Annotated in this window: 22 protein-coding genes; 4 read left to right on the top strand and 18 right to left on the bottom strand. The window is 68.3% G+C overall.

What is annotated here, in order from left to right; translation table 11 throughout:
* Positions 1–614 precede the first annotated feature (614 nt).
* A complete protein-coding gene (locus tag L3Q67_RS26545; protein WP_499184185.1) occupies positions 615–1175 on the top strand; it encodes an NUDIX hydrolase in 561 nt (186 codons plus the stop codon).
* A gap of 150 nt (positions 1176–1325) precedes the next feature.
* Here L3Q67_RS26545 and L3Q67_RS26540 read toward each other — a convergent pair whose 3' ends face one another.
* The 18 genes from L3Q67_RS26540 to L3Q67_RS26455 all read right to left on the bottom strand — a co-directional run bounded on the left by L3Q67_RS26540 (position 1326) and on the right by L3Q67_RS26455 (position 14122).
* Entirely contained in the window at positions 1326–1958 is a 633-nt protein-coding gene (locus L3Q67_RS26540) for a mycothiol-dependent nitroreductase Rv2466c family protein (RefSeq protein WP_499184184.1), read from the bottom strand.
* Positions 1959–2017: 59 nt separating this feature from the next.
* Entirely contained in the window at positions 2018–2746 is a 729-nt protein-coding gene (locus L3Q67_RS26535) for a 3'-5' exonuclease (RefSeq protein WP_499184183.1), read from the bottom strand.
* Positions 2747–2774: 28 nt separating this feature from the next.
* Entirely contained in the window at positions 2775–3740 is a 966-nt protein-coding gene (locus L3Q67_RS26530; protein ID WP_499184182.1) for a phosphoribosylaminoimidazolesuccinocarboxamide synthase, read from the bottom strand.
* Positions 3740–4438, bottom strand: a complete 699-nt coding sequence (locus L3Q67_RS26525; protein ID WP_499184181.1) for an HAD family hydrolase — start codon at positions 4436–4438, stop codon at positions 3740–3742. Before L3Q67_RS26525 ends, L3Q67_RS26530 begins: the two co-directional genes overlap by 1 nt.
* Before the next feature lie 53 nt (positions 4439–4491).
* Complete coding sequence (locus L3Q67_RS26520) at positions 4492–5262, bottom strand: dTMP kinase (protein WP_499184180.1); 771 nt, start codon at positions 5260–5262, stop codon at positions 4492–4494.
* A gap of 88 nt (positions 5263–5350) precedes the next feature.
* Positions 5351–6457 (bottom strand): DegT/DnrJ/EryC1/StrS family aminotransferase, encoded by a 1107-nt coding sequence (locus L3Q67_RS26515; protein WP_499184179.1) that lies wholly within the window; start codon positions 6455–6457, stop codon positions 5351–5353.
* Entirely contained in the window at positions 6454–7494 is a 1041-nt protein-coding gene (locus tag L3Q67_RS26510) for a radical SAM protein (RefSeq protein ID WP_499184178.1), read from the bottom strand. The genes L3Q67_RS26515 and L3Q67_RS26510 overlap by 4 nt, the downstream gene beginning before the upstream one ends.
* Positions 7484–8182 carry a dTMP kinase gene (locus tag L3Q67_RS26505; protein ID WP_499184177.1) on the bottom strand — a complete coding sequence of 233 codons (699 nt, stop codon included), beginning with the start codon at positions 8180–8182 and terminating at the stop codon, positions 7484–7486. The genes L3Q67_RS26510 and L3Q67_RS26505 overlap by 11 nt, the downstream gene beginning before the upstream one ends.
* Positions 8183–8184: 2 nt before the next feature.
* Entirely contained in the window at positions 8185–9006 is an 822-nt protein-coding gene (locus tag L3Q67_RS26500) for a class I SAM-dependent methyltransferase (protein WP_499184176.1), read from the bottom strand.
* Between the two features lie 100 nt (positions 9007–9106).
* Complete coding sequence (locus L3Q67_RS26495; RefSeq protein ID WP_499184175.1) at positions 9107–9709, bottom strand: phosphoribosyltransferase; 603 nt, start codon at positions 9707–9709, stop codon at positions 9107–9109.
* Positions 9706–10353, bottom strand: coding sequence for a GTP cyclohydrolase I (folE, locus tag L3Q67_RS26490; RefSeq protein ID WP_499184174.1), 648 nt, complete (start codon positions 10351–10353; stop codon positions 9706–9708). Before folE ends, L3Q67_RS26495 begins: the two co-directional genes overlap by 4 nt.
* Before the next feature lie 214 nt (positions 10354–10567).
* Positions 10568–11272: a 7-carboxy-7-deazaguanine synthase QueE gene (locus L3Q67_RS26485; protein ID WP_499184173.1), complete on the bottom strand. Its 705-nt coding sequence runs from the start codon at positions 11270–11272 to the stop codon at positions 10568–10570.
* A complete protein-coding gene (locus L3Q67_RS26480; RefSeq protein WP_499184172.1) occupies positions 11269–11964 on the bottom strand; it encodes a 6-pyruvoyl trahydropterin synthase family protein in 696 nt (231 codons plus the stop codon). Before L3Q67_RS26480 ends, L3Q67_RS26485 begins: the two co-directional genes overlap by 4 nt.
* 66 nt (positions 11965–12030) lie before the next feature.
* A complete protein-coding gene (locus tag L3Q67_RS26475; protein WP_499184171.1) occupies positions 12031–12378 on the bottom strand; it encodes a hypothetical protein in 348 nt (115 codons plus the stop codon).
* A complete protein-coding gene (locus tag L3Q67_RS26470) occupies positions 12371–12694 on the bottom strand; it encodes a hypothetical protein (RefSeq protein WP_499184170.1) in 324 nt (107 codons plus the stop codon). Before L3Q67_RS26470 ends, L3Q67_RS26475 begins: the two co-directional genes overlap by 8 nt.
* Before the next feature lie 3 nt (positions 12695–12697).
* Positions 12698–13276 carry a DUF4254 domain-containing protein gene (locus tag L3Q67_RS26465; RefSeq protein ID WP_499184169.1) on the bottom strand — a complete coding sequence of 193 codons (579 nt, stop codon included), beginning with the start codon at positions 13274–13276 and terminating at the stop codon, positions 12698–12700.
* Between the two features lie 67 nt (positions 13277–13343).
* Positions 13344–13955, bottom strand: coding sequence for a P-loop NTPase family protein (locus L3Q67_RS26460; protein ID WP_499184168.1), 612 nt, complete (start codon positions 13953–13955; stop codon positions 13344–13346).
* Positions 13952–14122, bottom strand: a complete 171-nt coding sequence (locus L3Q67_RS26455) for a hypothetical protein (protein WP_499184167.1) — start codon at positions 14120–14122, stop codon at positions 13952–13954. Before L3Q67_RS26455 ends, L3Q67_RS26460 begins: the two co-directional genes overlap by 4 nt.
* Before the next feature lie 100 nt (positions 14123–14222).
* Between L3Q67_RS26455 and L3Q67_RS26450 the strand changes: the two genes are divergently transcribed.
* From L3Q67_RS26450 to L3Q67_RS26440, 3 genes are all read left to right on the top strand, one after another.
* Positions 14223–15737 carry a helix-turn-helix domain-containing protein gene (locus L3Q67_RS26450; protein ID WP_499184166.1) on the top strand — a complete coding sequence of 505 codons (1515 nt, stop codon included), beginning with the start codon at positions 14223–14225 and terminating at the stop codon, positions 15735–15737.
* 115 nt (positions 15738–15852) lie between these two features.
* A complete protein-coding gene (locus tag L3Q67_RS26445) occupies positions 15853–16923 on the top strand; it encodes an asparaginase (protein ID WP_499184165.1) in 1071 nt (356 codons plus the stop codon).
* Positions 16916–17380: a PPC domain-containing DNA-binding protein gene (locus L3Q67_RS26440; RefSeq protein ID WP_499184164.1), complete on the top strand. Its 465-nt coding sequence runs from the start codon at positions 16916–16918 to the stop codon at positions 17378–17380. Before L3Q67_RS26445 ends, L3Q67_RS26440 begins: the two co-directional genes overlap by 8 nt.
* The last annotated feature ends 192 nt before the right edge of the window (positions 17381–17572 follow it).

The raw sequence follows: 17572 nt of genomic DNA, 5'->3' as shown, positions 1-17572 counted from the left end.
TGCGGGCGAAGCCGCCCTCGACGGCACGGGGCTACCCCCGTGCCCAAGGCGGCCGACCCCGCCGACAACTGTCCCAAGCATTCCCTCCGTCGGGCGCTGTGCCGCGAATAGGTACCGAGGTACCGGCACCGGCATTTGTGACCAGCCGCTCGACACCTACGGCCAGAATCCTCGCGCCAGTTACCACCCGAGCATGTGATGGACGAGGATTCATCTGACGCTCGGAAATTACCGGGCTGGTCACCGCCATGGGTTACGGCCAGTGTCGCGCCGAGTTCAGGGGCCATTGAGTTGAGTTGTTGCTGGTCAGGCGTGGAGTGCGCGGGTGAGTTGAGCGTGCAGGTCGGCGAGTTCGGTGGCGAGGCGTTCATCGTGCCGGTGCAGTCGTCGAAGTTGAGTAGTTCGCCTGCCTCTTGCCAGGTTCGTCCGGGGCAGTTACCTACCACTTGACCTCGGCGTGGGATGCGCGCACCGGCTCACGCCCAGGTTGTAGAGTACGGATCTTCTCGTACGCTATGCGCTGTCTACGGAGCTGACTGTGTCGCGTCTCATCATTCACATCCGAGCAGGAAGTCCCGGAGAGTTGCGCCCTCGGACTGGTGCGAAGGCGACCCATGTCGATCAGTGACTCGGACATCTCAGGCACCTGTTCTGCCTACCTCGAGCGCCACCCGGACGAGGCCGCGCAGCTGTCTGAGCCGATGCGGCTGCTGCGTACGGGAAAGAATCTCGCCTCGCGGCGGACCTTCCCGATGCACGTGACTGTCGGCGCGCTGCTGGTCCGCAATGATGCCGAGATCCTGCTTGTCGAGCACCGCGCATACGGGATCACGTTGCAGCCTGGAGGCCACCTCGAGCCGACCGACACCACGCTGATCGACGCGGCAGTGCGCGAGCTGGCGGAGGAGACCGGTCTTGACCCCGGCAAGGTCGTCCCAGCGTCGCCGACCCCCATCTACATCGAGTACGGCAAGGTCCCGGCACGACCGGCGAAGGACGAGCCTGAGCACTACCACCTCGACATCGGCTACTCCTTCACGACGGCGCAGGCGGACATCGGGGACATCCAGGAGTCCGAGGTGACGGGTGCCGCCTGGTACCCACTCGCCGTGGCCGAGCGCCTTGTCGGACCCCGCATCACGCGGGCGATCAGCGCACCAGCCCAGATCGGCTGACCGAGCTCTTCGAACGCTCCTGGTCGGCAGCGGACCACCGTGCGGAACCGGCGGAGGCTGCGCGGCGGTTGGTCGCATCCTTCGAGCCACCCGCGGACCATTGACGACCGCACTCTCAGCCGACGCTGGCCCAGGTTGCCGGGTGCCCGCTCACTCGAAAGACGGTTTCCGGTCCCGACTCCGCTTGAGCTCGAAGAAGCCGTCCGTACCCGCGACCATGACCAGGCCGTCCCAGAGCCGACCGGCAGCTTCCCCGCGCGGGGCCGGGGTGATCACGGGGCCGAACAGGGCCGTTCCGCCGACGCGGAGGACAGGTGTCCCGACATCGAGGCCGACCTCGTCGAACGCTTCGTCGTGCGAGTCCATGATGAGCTGATCGAAATCCGTGCTCGTAGCGGCCGACGCCAGCGAATCGGGCAAACCCGACTCGGTGAGCGCTTCAGTGATGACAGTGGGATCGTCGCGGCGTCGGTGGTTGTGAAGCCGGGTGCCGATGGCGGTGTACAGGGGCCCGAGGACGCCGCCGCCACCGTGCTCAGCAGCTGCCGCGCAGACCCGCACCGGCCCCCACGCGTTCGCCATCAGCTCGCGGTATTCGTCGCTGAGGCTCTTGTCCTCGCGCTGGACGAGGTTGAGGTAGGCCAGCGACATGATCCGCCAATCGGCGGACACTGAGCGAACTTGCTCGACCTCCAGGAGCCAGCGCGAGGTGATCCACGCCCAAGGGCACAGCGGATCGAACCAGAACGGGACCTCGTCGCGGGCCGACTGTTCCTTGATCATAAGAATGAGCACCGTCCAATCTCAGTTCGGGTTTGCATGTGCTGTACCTCCTGGCAGTCCTAGATGTCGAATAATCCACTTTGGACAGGGACGTTGCATTTGGCCGTGCGCCCGGCGATTTTCACCAGTGCCGCAAGATCGCTGATCTGAGGTGTCTCGGCGGTAGCGTTGATGAGCCGGAAGAACACCTCAGTGGTGACATCGACGTCGGCGGCAGCCCGGTGGCGATCCGCCGGTAGCGGGACGGAGAAATGTGCCAGCAGCGTGTCGAGCTTGTAGTTCGGCAGACCTGGAACGAGGTGTTTGGCGAGCGGGATCGTGTCGAGAAAGTCGACGCAGGCCAGCGCTGGGCAATGCTCACGCTGATTGTGGATGACGTTGGCTTCGGTGGCGGCGTGCTGTGCCACCAGCAGGTACCGGGTGTCCGCAGTGAATCGCCGATCCAGTGCGCCCAGCGCGTCGGCCGGGCTGGGGGCCTGCTTCACCTGTTCGGGGGTCAGGCCGGTCTGGGCGGTATCTGCTGAGGTCACCGGGGCGAACGCGGGCGGGCGGATGAGAGATGCGTACCTGCCGACCGTCGCCCACGTACCTTCCTCGTAGCGCAACGCGCGAGCAGCGACCTCGATGGGCTGGGCCGGGTAGCCCGTGGGGGTCGTCGTCTCGAAGTCGATGACCACGAACGTCGTCGCCAGGAAGGCGGGGTCTTCGGTCAAGCCGCCCATGCATCCACCGTTCTCGTAGGTTCCGTGGCGGCCCGCGGCCTGCGCCCGCCAGATCGCGGAGAGCATGCCCGAGCGCCTGCCTCCGTGCTGCTCGTCACTGACTGCTGAGGCGAGCAACGGCTCGCGTGGCCGCCTGCAGGTCCGGCGCGTCCCAGAGGCGCTCGCCTGTCCAGGTCTCGCTCAGGGACCGGTAGAGGTCCGACATCACCGGCAGGAGCTCGGGTGGGAGTGGCGCCGGCCGCGGCCACCGGCTCCGGGGCACGCCCTCGGCGATCAGCCTGCTGACCGGTATCTCGAGTCCGTTGTCGACGTACCAGTCCCGGATGACCTGCTTGCCGCAGTGCACGCCGTTGAACATCAGGCGGCTTTCATCTGGTGTGCCGGGGCTGTCGGCAAGCACGAGGTTCGCCTCGCTTGACATCATGAACTCGACCTTGCCGTCGCAGTGGCTCAGCCTGAGTTCGCGTGCGTGCCTGGTCAGCACGTCGTTGACGGTGAGGGTGGTGTCGTGCATCGCCTGGAACTGTTCGTCGCTCAGGCCGGCGAGGCGCTGGGCCTCGGACTCGCCGATGAACCGGTTGACGTCTTCCCGCGTCGTCGCGTACTCGATGATCGGATGCCGCAGCGTTTCGCCGACGGCGGGAATACCGTCGAGCCCGACCTTGGCCGGTGTCAGCGCGCCGGCTGCGATCCGGCGGTGAACGGAGCTTCCTTGAGGAAGCTCGTTTCGGAAGAGGACCTGCAGGGGAACCAGGTAGTTTCCAGCGTCCGGGGTGAGTGGCCGGGCGTCCGGGCCCGGGACCCGCGCGAGCGCGAATTCGATCCGATTCGGGGCGATGAACCGGCGGAAATGCGTGCGCACACCCGCCGCCTCCAGCATCTCGAAGTTGAAGACCGCGATGCGGCAGGTCGCCTCGCCTTTCCCGGGGATCAGGTCCGGCATCCTGCCGTAGTGGAAGACCGTGTAGTTGTCCGTGTACTCGAAGATTCCGACTCCCTCCCTCGTTGCCGTGGGCGGTTCGAGAATCTCAAGGTTCTTGGTCGAGTGGAGGACGGGCATCATGCTCCCTGGTGCGACGGCCTCGTGCCGTCATCTGGCGGAGTCCGCTGATCGTGGCGGTGCTGCGGCGTCCCGGCGTTCGTGGCGAAGCGCGCGGCTGCCACAGCGCCGTCGGCGGTAGCCAGGTGGCCGTTGATCACCGTGATTACCTGCATTCCGGCTGCGCGGGCGGAGGTGACACCGTCGGGAGCGTCGTCGACGGCGAGGCAGCGCTCCGGCGCGACGTCGAGGCGACGGGCAGCCTCGACGAACAGGTCGGGGGCTGGCTTGCCGTGCGTGACGTCCTCTCGTGCGACGACGGCCGCGAACTCGTCCATCAGGCCCAGCGCCGCGATCCCGGGATGGACCAGCAGCCGGCTGGCTCCCGAGGCCACGGCGCAGGGCAGTCCTGCGCGGCGAGCGGCGCGCAGCAGCGAGACGACGCACACGATGGGGGTGATCATGTGCACGGTGGCCAGCAGGTGGGTACGGCTGTGTCGGATGATCTCGTCGTGGGGAAGCAGCTGGCTTCCCGGGAGCGCGGTCAGCAGGTCGTGGATGGACAGGCCGACGTGATGGCGGTACCAGCCGCGGTCCAGGTCGAGGCCGTGTGGCTGCAACGCCGCTCGCAGCGCCTGCTCGTGACTGTCGGTAGTGCCGGCGAGGGTTCCGTCGAAGTCGAACATCACGGCCTCGACGCTGTCGGGAATCGGGGGCACGCAGCTCCTCATTGGAGCTGAGTCCGGGCCGGTCGAAGGGTGCGCCGTCTGACTCATGCCGGCGCCGCTTTCCCGTGACGGCCGCAGCACATGCACCGGGCCTCAGGTCCCTGCCACGGCTCGTGCACGCAGCTCAGACCGGTCCTGGCGCCCTGGATCCATGCCCGGATCTGCTCGGCAGCCTCGTGCTCGCCAATGCTGCGCCGGTCCACGACTCGGTAGCGTGCCGGATCGGTGGCGGCGACCCGCTCGTAGAGGGCGGCTGCGTCACGCATGAACGTGGTCTGCTCGGCGGTGATGACGCACTGGTCGCGCCGTTGCGCGCGCGCAACGGCCTGTGAAGCGTCGTCGGTGACAAGAATCGTGAGGTCGGGAAGCGGCCGGTAGGAGGACGCGAGGTCCAGCAGGGCGGTTGCCGTCCGAAGGGCCGCGTCGGAGTTGTCGGGGTGCAGCAGCAGCGCTTGGCATACCGCCGTGGTGTCGACGCTGCGGCCCTCGACGACAGCACGTCCGCTGGACAGCTCGGGGAGAACGGTGTCCAGGTCATCGCGCTTGATGGCCAGCAGGATGAGGGCCTCGGCCAATGGAGCGCCCCCGCGCAGGAACGGGTCCCCGGCGCTGGCCTCGCGCAGCGCGCGAAGCAGAGCCTTGCCCAGTCCTGGATGCCCGGTCGTCCGCTGGGAGAACCCGTCGAGCATCAGCGGCTTGTCGTCGAGGGCGTCGATGGCGCGTTTGGTCAGGTATGTCTTGCCGACTCCGTTGATGCCCTCGGCGGCGATCAGCGGGCCGCGGGTGCAGGAGCGGTGTGCTTGTGTGATCGTCATGTGGGCAGATCCGTTCGGGGACAAGGACAGCGCGCTATCGGAAGGGTCGGTGCCGAGGGATTCGCCTGTGCTGGTTCTCGGGCGTCGATCATGGGGCCCATGCGGTGGCCTCTCGGGCGATGACGGCGGCGTAGCGGTCGAGCGTGATCTCGGTGTCGCGTTCGGTGAGAACGACGGCAAGGGTGTGGTCGAGGATCTGCGCGGCGCCGCGGCACGGCCGGGAGCTGGTGAACATAGGCCGGGTGTCGCAGGGCACGAGTCGGAAGCTGCCGGTGGAGTTCGGCACTCCCTGGCGCGCGAGATGTTCGGCGAACGCCCGAGGGTTCGGCAGGTCGATGTGCAGCAACGGGGCGAAGCCATTCCACTGCTCACCCGCAGCTGGGGTGAGGGTGGCCAGGCCGGGTGTCTGTTGCAGGGCGTGCAGCACCCGGCGGGTCTGTTCCTGGCGCAGCTCGACCAGGTGCGAGATCCTCCGGAGGTTGGCCAGGGCGATCGCGGCCAAGGGGGCAGCGAGGCGGGAGTTGGTTGCCAGGCGGCTCAGCGGGGCTTCGCCCGCCGGAGCCTGCTGCCAATGGCTGCGGAACGCCCTCGCGTGCTCGGCCACCTCGTGGTGGGTGGTGAGCAGGAAGCCGCCTTCTCCGCCCCAGAGGATCTTGCCGTCCTTCATGCTGAAGCAGCCAGCCGTGCCCGCCGTGCCCGCCCGCTGCCCGTCGCGCGTGGTGCCGGCGGCCTGTGCAGCGTCCTCGACGACGTCGAGGTCGTGCTCGGAGGCGAACGATGTCAGGGCTGCTGAATTCCCCATCCGGCCCCACAGGTGTACCGGGATGATCGCCCGGGTTCGTGAGGTGAGCTTCCGTGCGGCGTCGTCGTAGTCCAGGTCCAGGGTGGCCGGGTCGCTGTCGACGAACACCGGCGTTGCCCCGAGAGCGTGCAGCGGCGCCACCGTCATGACGACGGTCAGAGCCGGAACGAGGACCTCGTCGCCCGGGCCGATACCGCAGGCAGACAAGGCTGCATGCAGAGCCGCGGTGCCGGAGGCGACCGCCACGGCGTGCGGGACACCGAACGCAGTCGCCAGTTCGCGCTCCAGTTCCGCGGCGGCCGGTCCGCCGCTGGGGTCGGGCATCTGCCGGAGCACCGCGCCGAGCTGATCTTCGAGTGCCTGTGCGTCGCCAGGAGCGTGCGGAATCGTCATCGGGCAGCCCCCTCGTGCAGCAGCAGCTGCGGCATGCTTGGCACGAGGGGCCACATGTTCACGCAGTCTCGGCTGAACAGTGAGCAGTCCGTGCACGTCGGCCTCGTGGCGAACAGGGCGCGCGCGTCGCCGTCTCGGATGGTGCGTCGCCGTTCCGGCGTGGTCGCGGCGATCCGGCGATCGGAGGGGCAGTCCCAGACCGAGCCGTCGGGCTGGATGAAGAACAGGCGAGCGCCGCCGAAGCAGTCGGGGACGTGTCCGCTGTCGTGGGTGGCGATCGCGGCGACAAAGCGCTGGACGTACGAGGGGTCGGGCAGTTTCAGCCCGTGGGGGTCGCTGTAGAGGCGGTCGAGCTGCTCGCTGACGTCGGCGACGTCGCCGGAGGTGTGGGACATCTGGTGGAAGAGCTTGTGGTCGGGCGCGAGGGAGATCGGCTGCGGCACGTAGTAGTCCACACCGAGGTCGGCGGCCAACCGCCCCACCTCGGTGATTTCCTGCGGACGTGACCGCGTGACCACGGTGTAGATCCCGACCCTGGGCAAGGCCGTTCCGGTGCGGACGCGGAGCAGGGTTTTGATGCCGTCCAGGACGTCGTGGTAGCCGAAACGGCCCGATCGTGAGGGGCGCATCCGGTCGTTGGTTTCCGCGTCCGCGCTGTCGAGCGACACCGACACGCCGTCGACACCGAGGGCGACGAGGCGCTCGGCCACATGCGGGCGGGTGAGCGGGACACCGTTCGTCGCGATGACGACCTCACAGCCCGCGTTCTTGATCAGGGAGATCACTCCGAGCGTGCCGGGCCAGTCCAACGGCTCGCCTCCCGCGATGACCACCCGCTCGACCTCCGAGCCGGCCAGCGTGCGCGCGAAAGCTGTCACAGCCTCGGCGGACAGGTCGGTGCGCGACAGGTGCGACAGGACACCTGCCTGCCCCGGCGGGTTGTCCTTGTGTTCCTCGATGGTGCCGAAGTAGCAGTGCGGGCACGCGAACGCACAGGGAGACCGCAGGCCCCACAGCAACGTCACGTCACGAGGCATGGGCGGCCTGCCGATCCAGCAGCGTGGTCACGATGTCCTCGACGGCTGCGGCACTGTCCTGCGGCGACAGGTCGCCCACGTCGACGAGGGTGTACCGCCCGGGATCATCAGCCGCCGCCTGGCGGTACAACGCGTCGATCTGTTCGATCACCCGTACGTCCGGGGGCGCCACCGAAGGCCCGATCCGATCGGCGAAGCGTGCCGCACACACCGTGGGGTCCCCCGTGAGCAGGATGGTCACGTCCGGGAACGCCCTCCACCGCCGGATACTCGAGAGCACGTGCCGCACCACCGCGCCCGGCGACGCCTCCGAATACTGCAAGCACAGGATCGCGGCCTGGTACACAGCGACGGAGTCCACGCCGCGGTCCTCGATGATCACGTCGACTCCGGTCAGGTCTGGCTCAGCCAGGCGCTCGGCCTTGCGGAGCTGCAGGGCAAGCAGAGCAAGGGTCTCCACGACCGGATGGCCCGTGCGCAGGAACGGGTCGCCCTCGGCGCTCAACGCGGCGATCACCAGCCCGGGGAGCGTGTCGCCAGCCTGGTCGGTCAGCTCATCCAGAAGTCGTCCTCGCGCACCGAGCGTGGCGGCGACCGAACGGGCCGCGCTCGTCTTCCCGACGCCGTTGATGCCTTCGATGCTCACCCACAGCGGCGTGGCACCAGGTATCGGCGTGGCGATCGGCATCGTCATGCCGGCCTCCGGCAGACGTAGAGCAGTTCCGTGGCGACCTCGGGAACGGCGACGGCGGAGACCGCGTCCAGCAGCGCTGGGGGGACGCGTTCGACCAGGTCGCGGTACCAGGTGGCTGCGGTATCCCCGTAGCGGTCGGTGAGCGCGGTCGCCAGCACGTCCGGTGCGGGCGGCAGCAGGCCCAGCACGGTCTCGATGACCAGGCCCGTCTCGCCGACGACCTGCTCGACCTCGTCGCGCGACCATTCGTAAACGTGGACGCGGTACTGCAGCGGGCGCGGCGGGGCGCCGACGGCCGCCGGGGTCGACAGGTAAAGCACTCCGCCCGGCGCCAGCGCGGCGGCGGTGTTGCGCAGGCTCTGCGCGCCGAGTTCGAACGGCAGATGCTCCAGTGCCGAGGTGTAGAGCGCGATATCGAACGAGGGCAGCGCCGGCCAGGGCTGGGCCACGTCGCATTCCACCAGGTCCACCGGGAACGGGGCGCCGTACGTCGCGCGCAGGGCCTCGATCCGCTCGCGGGCCTCATCGAGGTTGTCCACGCTGATGTCCAGTCCGACGTATCGCGCGATCGTCGGGGCGTAGCGGTAGAGCAGCGGCAGCGCCAGCCCGCGGCCGCAGCACACATCCAGCACGCGCGAGTCCGGCGCGCACTGCTCAGCAACGATCAGGTGCTGCAGGAGGTTCATCAGGCCCGACGGCTTGGCTTCACCGCGGCCTAGTGCGTGGTAGAAGTCGTCCATCTGGTTCGTGCTGTAGGGCCCCACCATCGGGGTTCCCGGCCGGGTCGTGTACTGCTCCGGCAGTTGCGCAGCGTTCATCGGTGTGCTCCCTGTGGATCGTCCAGGTGGAGCGCGGGCGCCGCCGTGGCGGCGTACCGGCGCAGGTCCGGTCCGGCGGAGTACGGCCGGTTCTGCCCGCTCATCGGCGGTCTCCGCATTCGGTGGCGTCGACCTCGGCCTCACCGAGCGCGGAGCGGCCCCGCGGCGAGGCCGGCACGATCAAGTCCTCGCTGGTCGGGACCGGCTCGTTCCAGGGGAACACGACCCAGTCCAGCGTGTCCCACACCCACGTGTCCGGGGTGAAGGCCGATGCCTTGCTGCGGCAGAGCGCTGCGGTACGCACGGCAGCCGGCGCCAGGTGTGTGGCCAGCCACGGAATCGCCGCGTGATAGGTCGAGCCGGTGCCGCAGATGTCGTCGACCAGCAGCACCCGGGCACCGTGGTGCGCCGCCAGCGCCGCGTCGGGTTCCTTCGGCAGCTCGACCTGCCCGGTCGCGGGAAAGTGCAGGTCGTCGCTGTGATTGTGGCGGGCCGTCAGCTCGACAACCGGCACGCTGTAGTGGCTGGCGAGCAACCGGGCCAACGGAACTCCCCCGCGCGCGATCCCGACCACCACGTCGGGCGTCGGCTCCTGCCCGGCGATCAACGCGGCAGCGGAGGCGAAGGCGTTCTGTGTCAGGCGCCAGACGCGCCGGTGCTCGAATACGCGCTGTATCACCGCGTTGTCGATGTTCTTGGTCATCGGCTGGCCTGCCAGGTGCCGGTGGCGAGAGTGAGGAACTGGTGGGAGAGAACGGGGTCGCTGTGAAATCGGCCGCCGGCGTGATGTGTCGTGGTGCGGGCGGTTTCCATCTGCACTCCCCGTGCGCTCATGCACAGATGCGTGCCGCGCACGGTGACAGCCACGTCCGTGCTCTCGATCAATGCGGCGATGTCATCAGCGACGTGCCGCGTAAAGCGCTCCTGCACCTGAAGGCGGCCCGCATGCCGCTGCGCGATCCGGCCGAACTTCGACAGACCCACCACCTCGCCATCGGGCACGTAGCCGACAGCGACGTCGAGGTGCATGGGCAGCAGGTGGTGCTCGCACAACGACCAGACACTCATGCCGCCGATCACGACCAACTGGCCGCTCAGGCTGCTCTCGATGAAGCACGTCGGTGCGACCGACGAGTCCGGGGAGAGAAATGTGCTCCACCACGCGGCGACTCGGTTCGGCGTGTCCACCAATCCGTCCCGTGCGGGGTCTTCCCCGAGTGCGACCAGGAGCTGGCTGACCAGTTCGGCGACGCGCTCGGTGTCGACCGGCCCCGGCGCGGTCGGCTGAAGCTGTGGCGCCAAAGCCAGGCTCCCGCCGACCGCAGGACTGCAGACGGTGTTGGTCATAGACGGTTCCTCGCTTCCGGGTGACTGGAGAAACTGGACTGAGCACGACGAAGGCCGAATATGTACGCGCCCGGGGAAGGCGCCCCACCCGGGCATCCGAGACCACCCAGACGGTCCTCGTCAGACATTCGATTGCGGCCTTCCGAGGCACTTTCTCCGGAAATAGTTGGTACGCAGGAAGTTGGCCTTCGTACTCGGCGATACTCGGTTGGCATCATCGGGCACCGGTCAGGATGTGCAGCCGAGTTGACACGTTCCACCCGCGGGCGGTGGCCGGGTCGTAGAGCGCGTCCATGCCGGCCAGTATTTTCTCGCGGGCGGTACCCTCCGGCATCACCCATACCGGGTTTAGTTGGTATTCCTTGACGAGCTGGGCGATCTCGTCGAGATCATGATCGGGGTCGGTAACGACGAACTTGAACGCGGCACGAGCAGTCCCGGCCAGCGCGGCGAGCGCATCGGGCTTGATCCGAACTTCATAGGGCATACCGGAGTTCGCGAGTTTTGGGCTCACCACCCACAGATCGACCAGGGGCACCAGTTCGGGGATGGGTATCGTTGTTCCGTTGGTCTCGACCTGCACCCGTGATGGTCCAACGCCGCGGGCGAGGGCGGCCATGGCAGGTTGCTGCAGCATGGGTTCCCCGCCGGTGAGCACCACCAGGTCCACGGCGCGTTCGCGCACCCACGACACCAGTCCGGTGACGGGGACTCTCTCGCTGACCTCGGTCGGGTTGTACTTGGTCCAGTCCCAGCTTTCCGGGGTGTCGCAGAAGACGCACCGGAGGTTGCAGTGAGAGAACCGGACGAACGCGCAGCGCTGACCGGTCCATGGGCCCTCGCCTTGGAACGACGCGAACTTCTCGGTCAGGATCGCGGTGCCCTGCACCCGGTCGGGAAGCAGCGCCGAGGCCTTCACGCCGCCCCACCCCGTTCCCACAGTCCTGTGGTGGTTCCCGACTCGATTCGTGCGGACACGAGGCGACCGCGGATCTTCGGTTCGAGGTTGTCGACGAACCAGTGGGCGAGGTGGGCGACCAGCGCGGGGCCCGCGCGGCGTAGCCCCTCATCGGTGCCGGGCGCACGCAGGTGGGCCGCGAACGGTTTCAGCTCACCGAAGTCGGTGACGAAACCGAATTCGTCGAGGCCGTCCGATCCCACGACCAGCGTGATGTCGCCGTGGCCGGTCGGGAAGGTCTTCGAGATCGTGATCTCGCCGGTGACGCCGTCACAACGAGCCGAGGTGGTCGTCGTTTCCGACACCACCATCGCGATCAGCGTGATCGGCGCCGCCGATTCGATGGCGTCCCGGAACCACTCGGCGAGATGAGCAGCGAGATGTTCACACGTCGGGTGGAACGGGACCCGGTCGTTGAGGAGACGGTGGTCGAATGTCTCGGTGAGATAGTCCCGCAAGGCTGACAAGCCCTCTCGGGCGCCGTCACGCACGAGCGCCGAGGCAGTAACCGAATAGTTGTGCCCGTGGTTGCGGTGACATTTGTGACTGTCCGGCAATAATCTCAGTTCATGGCTGGCACTGAAGTCAAACCTTTCTGAGATGGTGATCTGCTCGTCTGCGAGGGAATTCTCGCTCGTAGCCTCTGCCTTCATATTGCCCTCCTTCCTCAGTCCTGCAGAACGACACGTGGACGACGCGAGCCGGCTGGCACGTCCACGTCAGGAGACCCGGAGTACCGCCTTGGTCGGCTGTCCGGTGGCAGCCGCGTGCTTGCCGGAGAGGGCCCCACGAGGTCCGTCGTCGGTGATCAGGTGCCGGTGGGCGGTGGTCCACACCGAACAGGGGTGGCGGCGAGGACGTCGCCATCGGGAACACTGTGGGCATCGGCCGTGTTCATCGGGACGATGCGCGTCGAGCAGGTCTCGCCAGCCGGTGGTGAGCCGCGGGATCTCCGTGTTGGCAAGGGCGGCGCGGGACGGCTCATCGCCGTCGGCCACGAGTCGGTCCAGGTAGTCCAGGCGGGCGTACACCGCATCGCACATGGTGCCAGCGAGAATCTCATCCATCGTGCTGCTCCCTGTCGAGCCGGGTGTCCGGGTGGCCGGTGGTGGGCGGTGACGGCTGAGGTCGGGCCGGCGGCCAGAGGCGAGTGTGCAGGTCTGCTGGCACCAGTTCGCCCAACCGAACACCGGCGGCCTGGACATGGTGGGCGGCGTTCTCGAACCGGGCGCAGGGCCACGATTGGGTGGAGCAGAGCGGGCATGCCCGCGGATCGTCCGGCGGCGGCAGGTGCGCGGACATGTCGTCGATCGCCTGAGCGGCTCGGCCGACCGAGCTGTCGGCCGCGACGATGACGGCGACGATCTCGCGTATCCCGCCCATGATTCACGCCGCCACGTCGGGACCGGTCGGGGTCTGGTGAACCGGCAGGCGACGTCGGCCGCGTTCTACGTCGGTAACCAGGTCGTCGAAGCCGGTACACAACTCGCCGAGCTGGTGCAGCGCCACCCGGGCCCAGGTGGATGCGGCCGGGCCGGCGGCGTTGGCGATCAGACGGGAGCGGGTCCATACCGCTGCGAGCCGGTCGACGAGCTGGCCGAGGGTTTCGGTGTGCAGCACCGTGGCTCGGGATTCGCCGAACTCGACGGCCGCCCAGCGATCGATCTGTTCGATCAACACCGCGCAGGCGGTTTCCCGCGCGGCGAGTGTGCGAGCGGCGGCGGCCATCATGTGGTCGTCGGCGTGGGGATCGTGGGTGAGTTGGCGGGCCTGCGCGCGCATGTGGTGCTCGGCGGCCAGCTTCGCGGCGACCGCCAGCACTACGTGGCGGTCTCCGGCTTCGCTGGGGTGGCTGAACGCTCGCACCACCGTCGCGGCACGCGGAATCTCGAGGCGCTGGTTGCCGTGGTGGTGTCCGTCGGAGACGGTCTCGTGTTGCATCACGACACTGGACAGGTGAATCACTCCTTTGGTGGTGGCGTTGGGAGCCGCTCGCCCGGGGGGCAGCCCCGGATGCTGGCCCGTCATGTGATCAGCCGGTGTGCAGCCCGGACAGCCGGGCGGTGGCGAACGCGAGGGCACGGGCCAGAGCTTGGTCGTGGCCGTCGGCGGGCAGTAGTTCGTGCGGTAGCCGCATCTCGTGCAGGACCCGGTTGACGTAATGATCGGCCAACACGCGGAAGTCACTGCGGGAATCGCTGGTCTTATTCCCGCCCGGGGGCGTGCTGGGGTCCAGAGTGGTGCGCAGCATCAAGTCGTAGTGGCGGCTGTGTGCCTTGACCAGGGATTCCAGGTCGGCCACGGCGGCGATGTCGGGCTCTTCGTTGCGGTAAGCCAGTGCGGCGCGGTAGTAACCCAGGGCATCGGGCACGGCCCGGTCGACCAGGACCACATCGGCGTGCAGCCACGCCTCCAGCTCGTTGCTGATCCCCCGGGTGATGATCCACAGGGTGGAGGTGAAGGTGTGGTTGAACGCGATCGGCAACCCGAGGCGCTGCGCTTGTTCCCCGAGACCAGTGACGGTGGCGACATTGATGTCCTGCTGCCGGAGTTCGTGCGCGAGGCGGGCCACAAAGGTGGCTTTGCCCGTGGAATGGGTACCAAGCACGCCGATGGTGACCGGCCTGTCCAATGAAACGCTCACCACAGTTCTCCTTGCCGATCGGGCTCGTCGGCTCCGTCGTAGCCAGGCAGCCGCGCGACGCGCACCGACCCCGGCCAGTCCAGGCCGGACTGTTCGGTCAGGGCGGGCAGCAGCGTCACAAGGGCCTCCTGACTCCCGGGAGTGATGTCCGGTGAGCTGATTGCCATGTGACCAGGAGCACCTATGCTCACGGAATGGGGCAAACCCGCGACAGCGTGTGGCTGGACCTTGTTGCCCCCTCCGTGCCCACCGCGCCAGGAGCCCACGATGACGGACGACACGGCCGAGACCACGGTCGGCGGCGGGGATGTCGAGTCCGCGGCGGCCCAGCTCGCCGAGGAGATCCGGCGCCGCCGTCACGCGGCCGACCTCAGCCACGCCCAGCTCGGGGCGAAGATCGGGTACTCCCGGCAGTACGTGTCGCTCGCCGAGCGGCCCCGCAAGGGCCTGCCCTCCGCAGACCTGGTTCGCGCCCTCGACCACGGCCTGGGCGCAGACGGCGCGCTGCTCGGCCTACGTGAGGAAGCCGAAAACGCCAAGCAAGCACGGCGCCGCTCCCGCACAGGCACGCTGGTGGCGGGGATGTCGATCTTGGTCCCCGGCCCGCCACCCGCCGGTGTCCCTGGGCTTACCTTGGACACCGGGCGCAGCTGCGAGGGCGAGGTCGCGGTGCAAGCACCGGCGGGCCGATTCTTCACCGGCACTGAGATCGCGGCCAGGGCATATCCGGCCAGCGACGACGGCCGCATCCTCGCCACCGTGCCGTCCGGGTTCGCCGACGATCCGTTCCTGCGGCGACCCCGGCGTGGACTGGTCGTCGGCGTCACCCAGGGGGACGGGCATGGTCCCAGCCTGTTCGGGCTGGACACCCGGCAGGCTCGCCGCCGCCTGGCCGGGACACCCGATCAGGCGAGGCTCTTGATGTCGCGTGCCTACGCACTCGACGACCTCACCCTCGGCATCCTGTGGGCGGTGGCCAACCTCGACGAGGCATTGCTGGACGACGACGGGTCCTTGGATGACAGCCGGGGGCAACTGGCCGCCTACGAGCGTTTGCCCCGTTCCGCGGCCGGGCGGGAGATCGCCGACGACCTCGCGCCGGTGTCGCAGATGTGGCTGGGCTCGCAATTCTGCGCCAGCCACATCCTGCGCCACATCGAAAAGCTCACCGGCATCCCGGCGTTCTGGACGCGGGAGCAGCGCGGCGAGGAAGCCAGCACCTGGCTGTTGTTCGCGCACAAGTACGCCTACCTACGCCGATCCGGCGGCGCACGCCCCGGATCGGATACCGCGCCCACGCGCGCGTTCTGCATCCCGCCTTCGGCCGTGGCTGACTCCAGCCGTCCCGAGCGGATCATGCTTCTGCTCGCGATGGCGCTGATGGAGTCGTTCGGTATCACCGTCAACGTCACCGCGGAGCCCGAATATGCCGCCGTCCCCGGCTTCGTCTTCGACGGCCAACGGCACGCGATCGTCGCGAACTGGGTCGGCACCGACGGCATCTGGCAGGTCGACGTCACCGACACCTCGTCGCTGCTGCGTGAGTTCGCCGACGCCACCGGCTACGCACGTGCCCACTCGATCGCTGCCGCCGAGACACCGGACGAACGACTGCGGGCGCTGGCGGAGTACCTCGACCTCGAATGGGCCTGGCTGGTCCGCCGCTGCGCCGAACTCGGTGAGTACGGCAGCAGCGGCATCGCCCAACCCCGTAGCCGCCTGCTGTCCACCGACGGCGTCGATCAAGCCTGCCGCTTCCTCGCACAGGCTGTTCACTGCTGACCTGAGACCAGCCCAGGCGCGGAGCACGCAGCCCAGCGCGTGGGGCGAGGTGATCGCCGAACGTCGCGCTAGGCTGCCTCACCGATCCCACAACGACCCAGGGAAGGGGCGTCCTGTGCCCGAATTCTCCGCCAACTCGGCACGCCGCGTGGTCGTGTTCGGGTTAGGCGGCACGATCGCCATGACCTCCACTTCGGGCGGCGGTGTGGTGCCTGCGCTGTCCGCGGATCAGCTCGTCGCGGCCGTGCCCGGCCTGGCCGAGTCGGGCATCTCCATCGAGGTGGAGGACTTCCTCCGGGTCCCCGGCGCGTCCCTGGCCATCGACGACCTCACCGCGCTGGCCACCGCGATCGAAGCGCGGCTCGTCGCGGGCGCGGACGGCGTGGTGATCACCCAAGGCACCGACACCATCGAGGAAACTGCCTACCTGCTCGACCTCGCACACACCCGGCCGGAGCCGGTCGTGGTCACCGGAGCCATGCGCAATCCCACCTTGGCGGGGGCCGACGGTCCGGGCAACCTCCTGGCCTCCATCCAGACCGCCGCCAGCCCGGACGCCCGAGACCTCGGTGCACTGGTGGTGTTCGCCGACGAGATCCACGCCGCCGCCCGCGTCGGCAAAACCCACTCCACCAGCGGCCACACCTTCGCCTCCGCGAACGGCGGCCCCCTCGGCTACGTCGTGGAAGGCCAAGCCCGCGTCCTCAACCACCCAACAACCCGCACCACCATCCCGGCAGCTGTCGAACCCCGTTCAGTCGACGTCGCGCTGGTTACGATGGTGCTCGGCGACACCGGCGTCCTGCTGCGCCCAGTCGCCGGCTCTTGCGACGGGCTGGTCGTGGCCGGGTTCGGCGTCGGCCACGTGCCCGCCACGGTCGTGGACACGCTGACTGAACTGGCTGCGGCGATGCCCGTGGTGCTGGCCTCCCGCACTGGATCCGGATCGGTGCTCGCCCACACCTACGCCTTCCCCGGCTCCGAATCCGACCTGCTGGGCAGGGGCCTGATCTCCGCAGGCTTCCTCGCCCCCGTCAAGGCCCGCATTCTGCTGCATCGCCTCCTGGCGAGCGGACACGACCTGGCCAGGATCCGCGCCACGTTCGCCCGTGCCGGCGGCTACGCCAACCTCGATCAGCACCCCGACCATGCCAACACCACCGTCCCGGGAGCCGCCCGTGCGTAGCCACGAACTGACCCTCGGCCGCAGCTTCGCCGTCACCTTCGACCACGGCGACGACTTCTTCACTGCCCTTTCCGGCTTTTGCCGCGACAACGGGGTGCGTCAGGGCTATATCCCCGGCTTCATCGCCGGATTCAGCGAGGTCCAGATCGTCGGCACCTGCGACAAACTCGACGACCCGAACGCACCCGTGTGGACCAAGGTCCACCTGACCAACGTCGAAGCTTTCGGCGGCGGCACCCTCGCCTACGACCCAACCAACAACAGCGTCGCGCCGCACATCCACGTCGCGGTCGGCCTCAAAGAAAACAGCGCCGTCGGCCACACCAGCCACCTCCTTGACGCACAAGTCCAGTTCCTCACCGAGATGCTCGTCATCGAGGTCGCCGCACCACAAATGCACCGCGTCCGCCAACCCGACCTCTACGACGTTCCGCTTCTGCGGTTCGACCCCAACTGACCTGCTCGGCAGACCTATCGAAGCCAGAAACGGGTCCGCTGGTCGTCACCGCCGCCAGCTCAGCTACTGCGACTGGTTCGTCACCGACGGCGCGCGCCAGCACATCGCCATGGCCGGGTTTGGCAGCGCTGGCGGCCGAACTCGGCCGGCGTCTCTGGCGGGCCAGCAGGGCCGCGCTCCGGGCAAAATTCC

Source organism: Saccharothrix sp. AJ9571, assembly GCF_021725495.1.
GTDB lineage: Bacteria > Actinomycetota > Actinomycetes > Mycobacteriales > Pseudonocardiaceae > Amycolatopsis > Amycolatopsis magusensis.
Note: the sequence above shows the minus strand (reverse complement) of the source record. Positions and strands in the feature narration are given on the sequence as shown.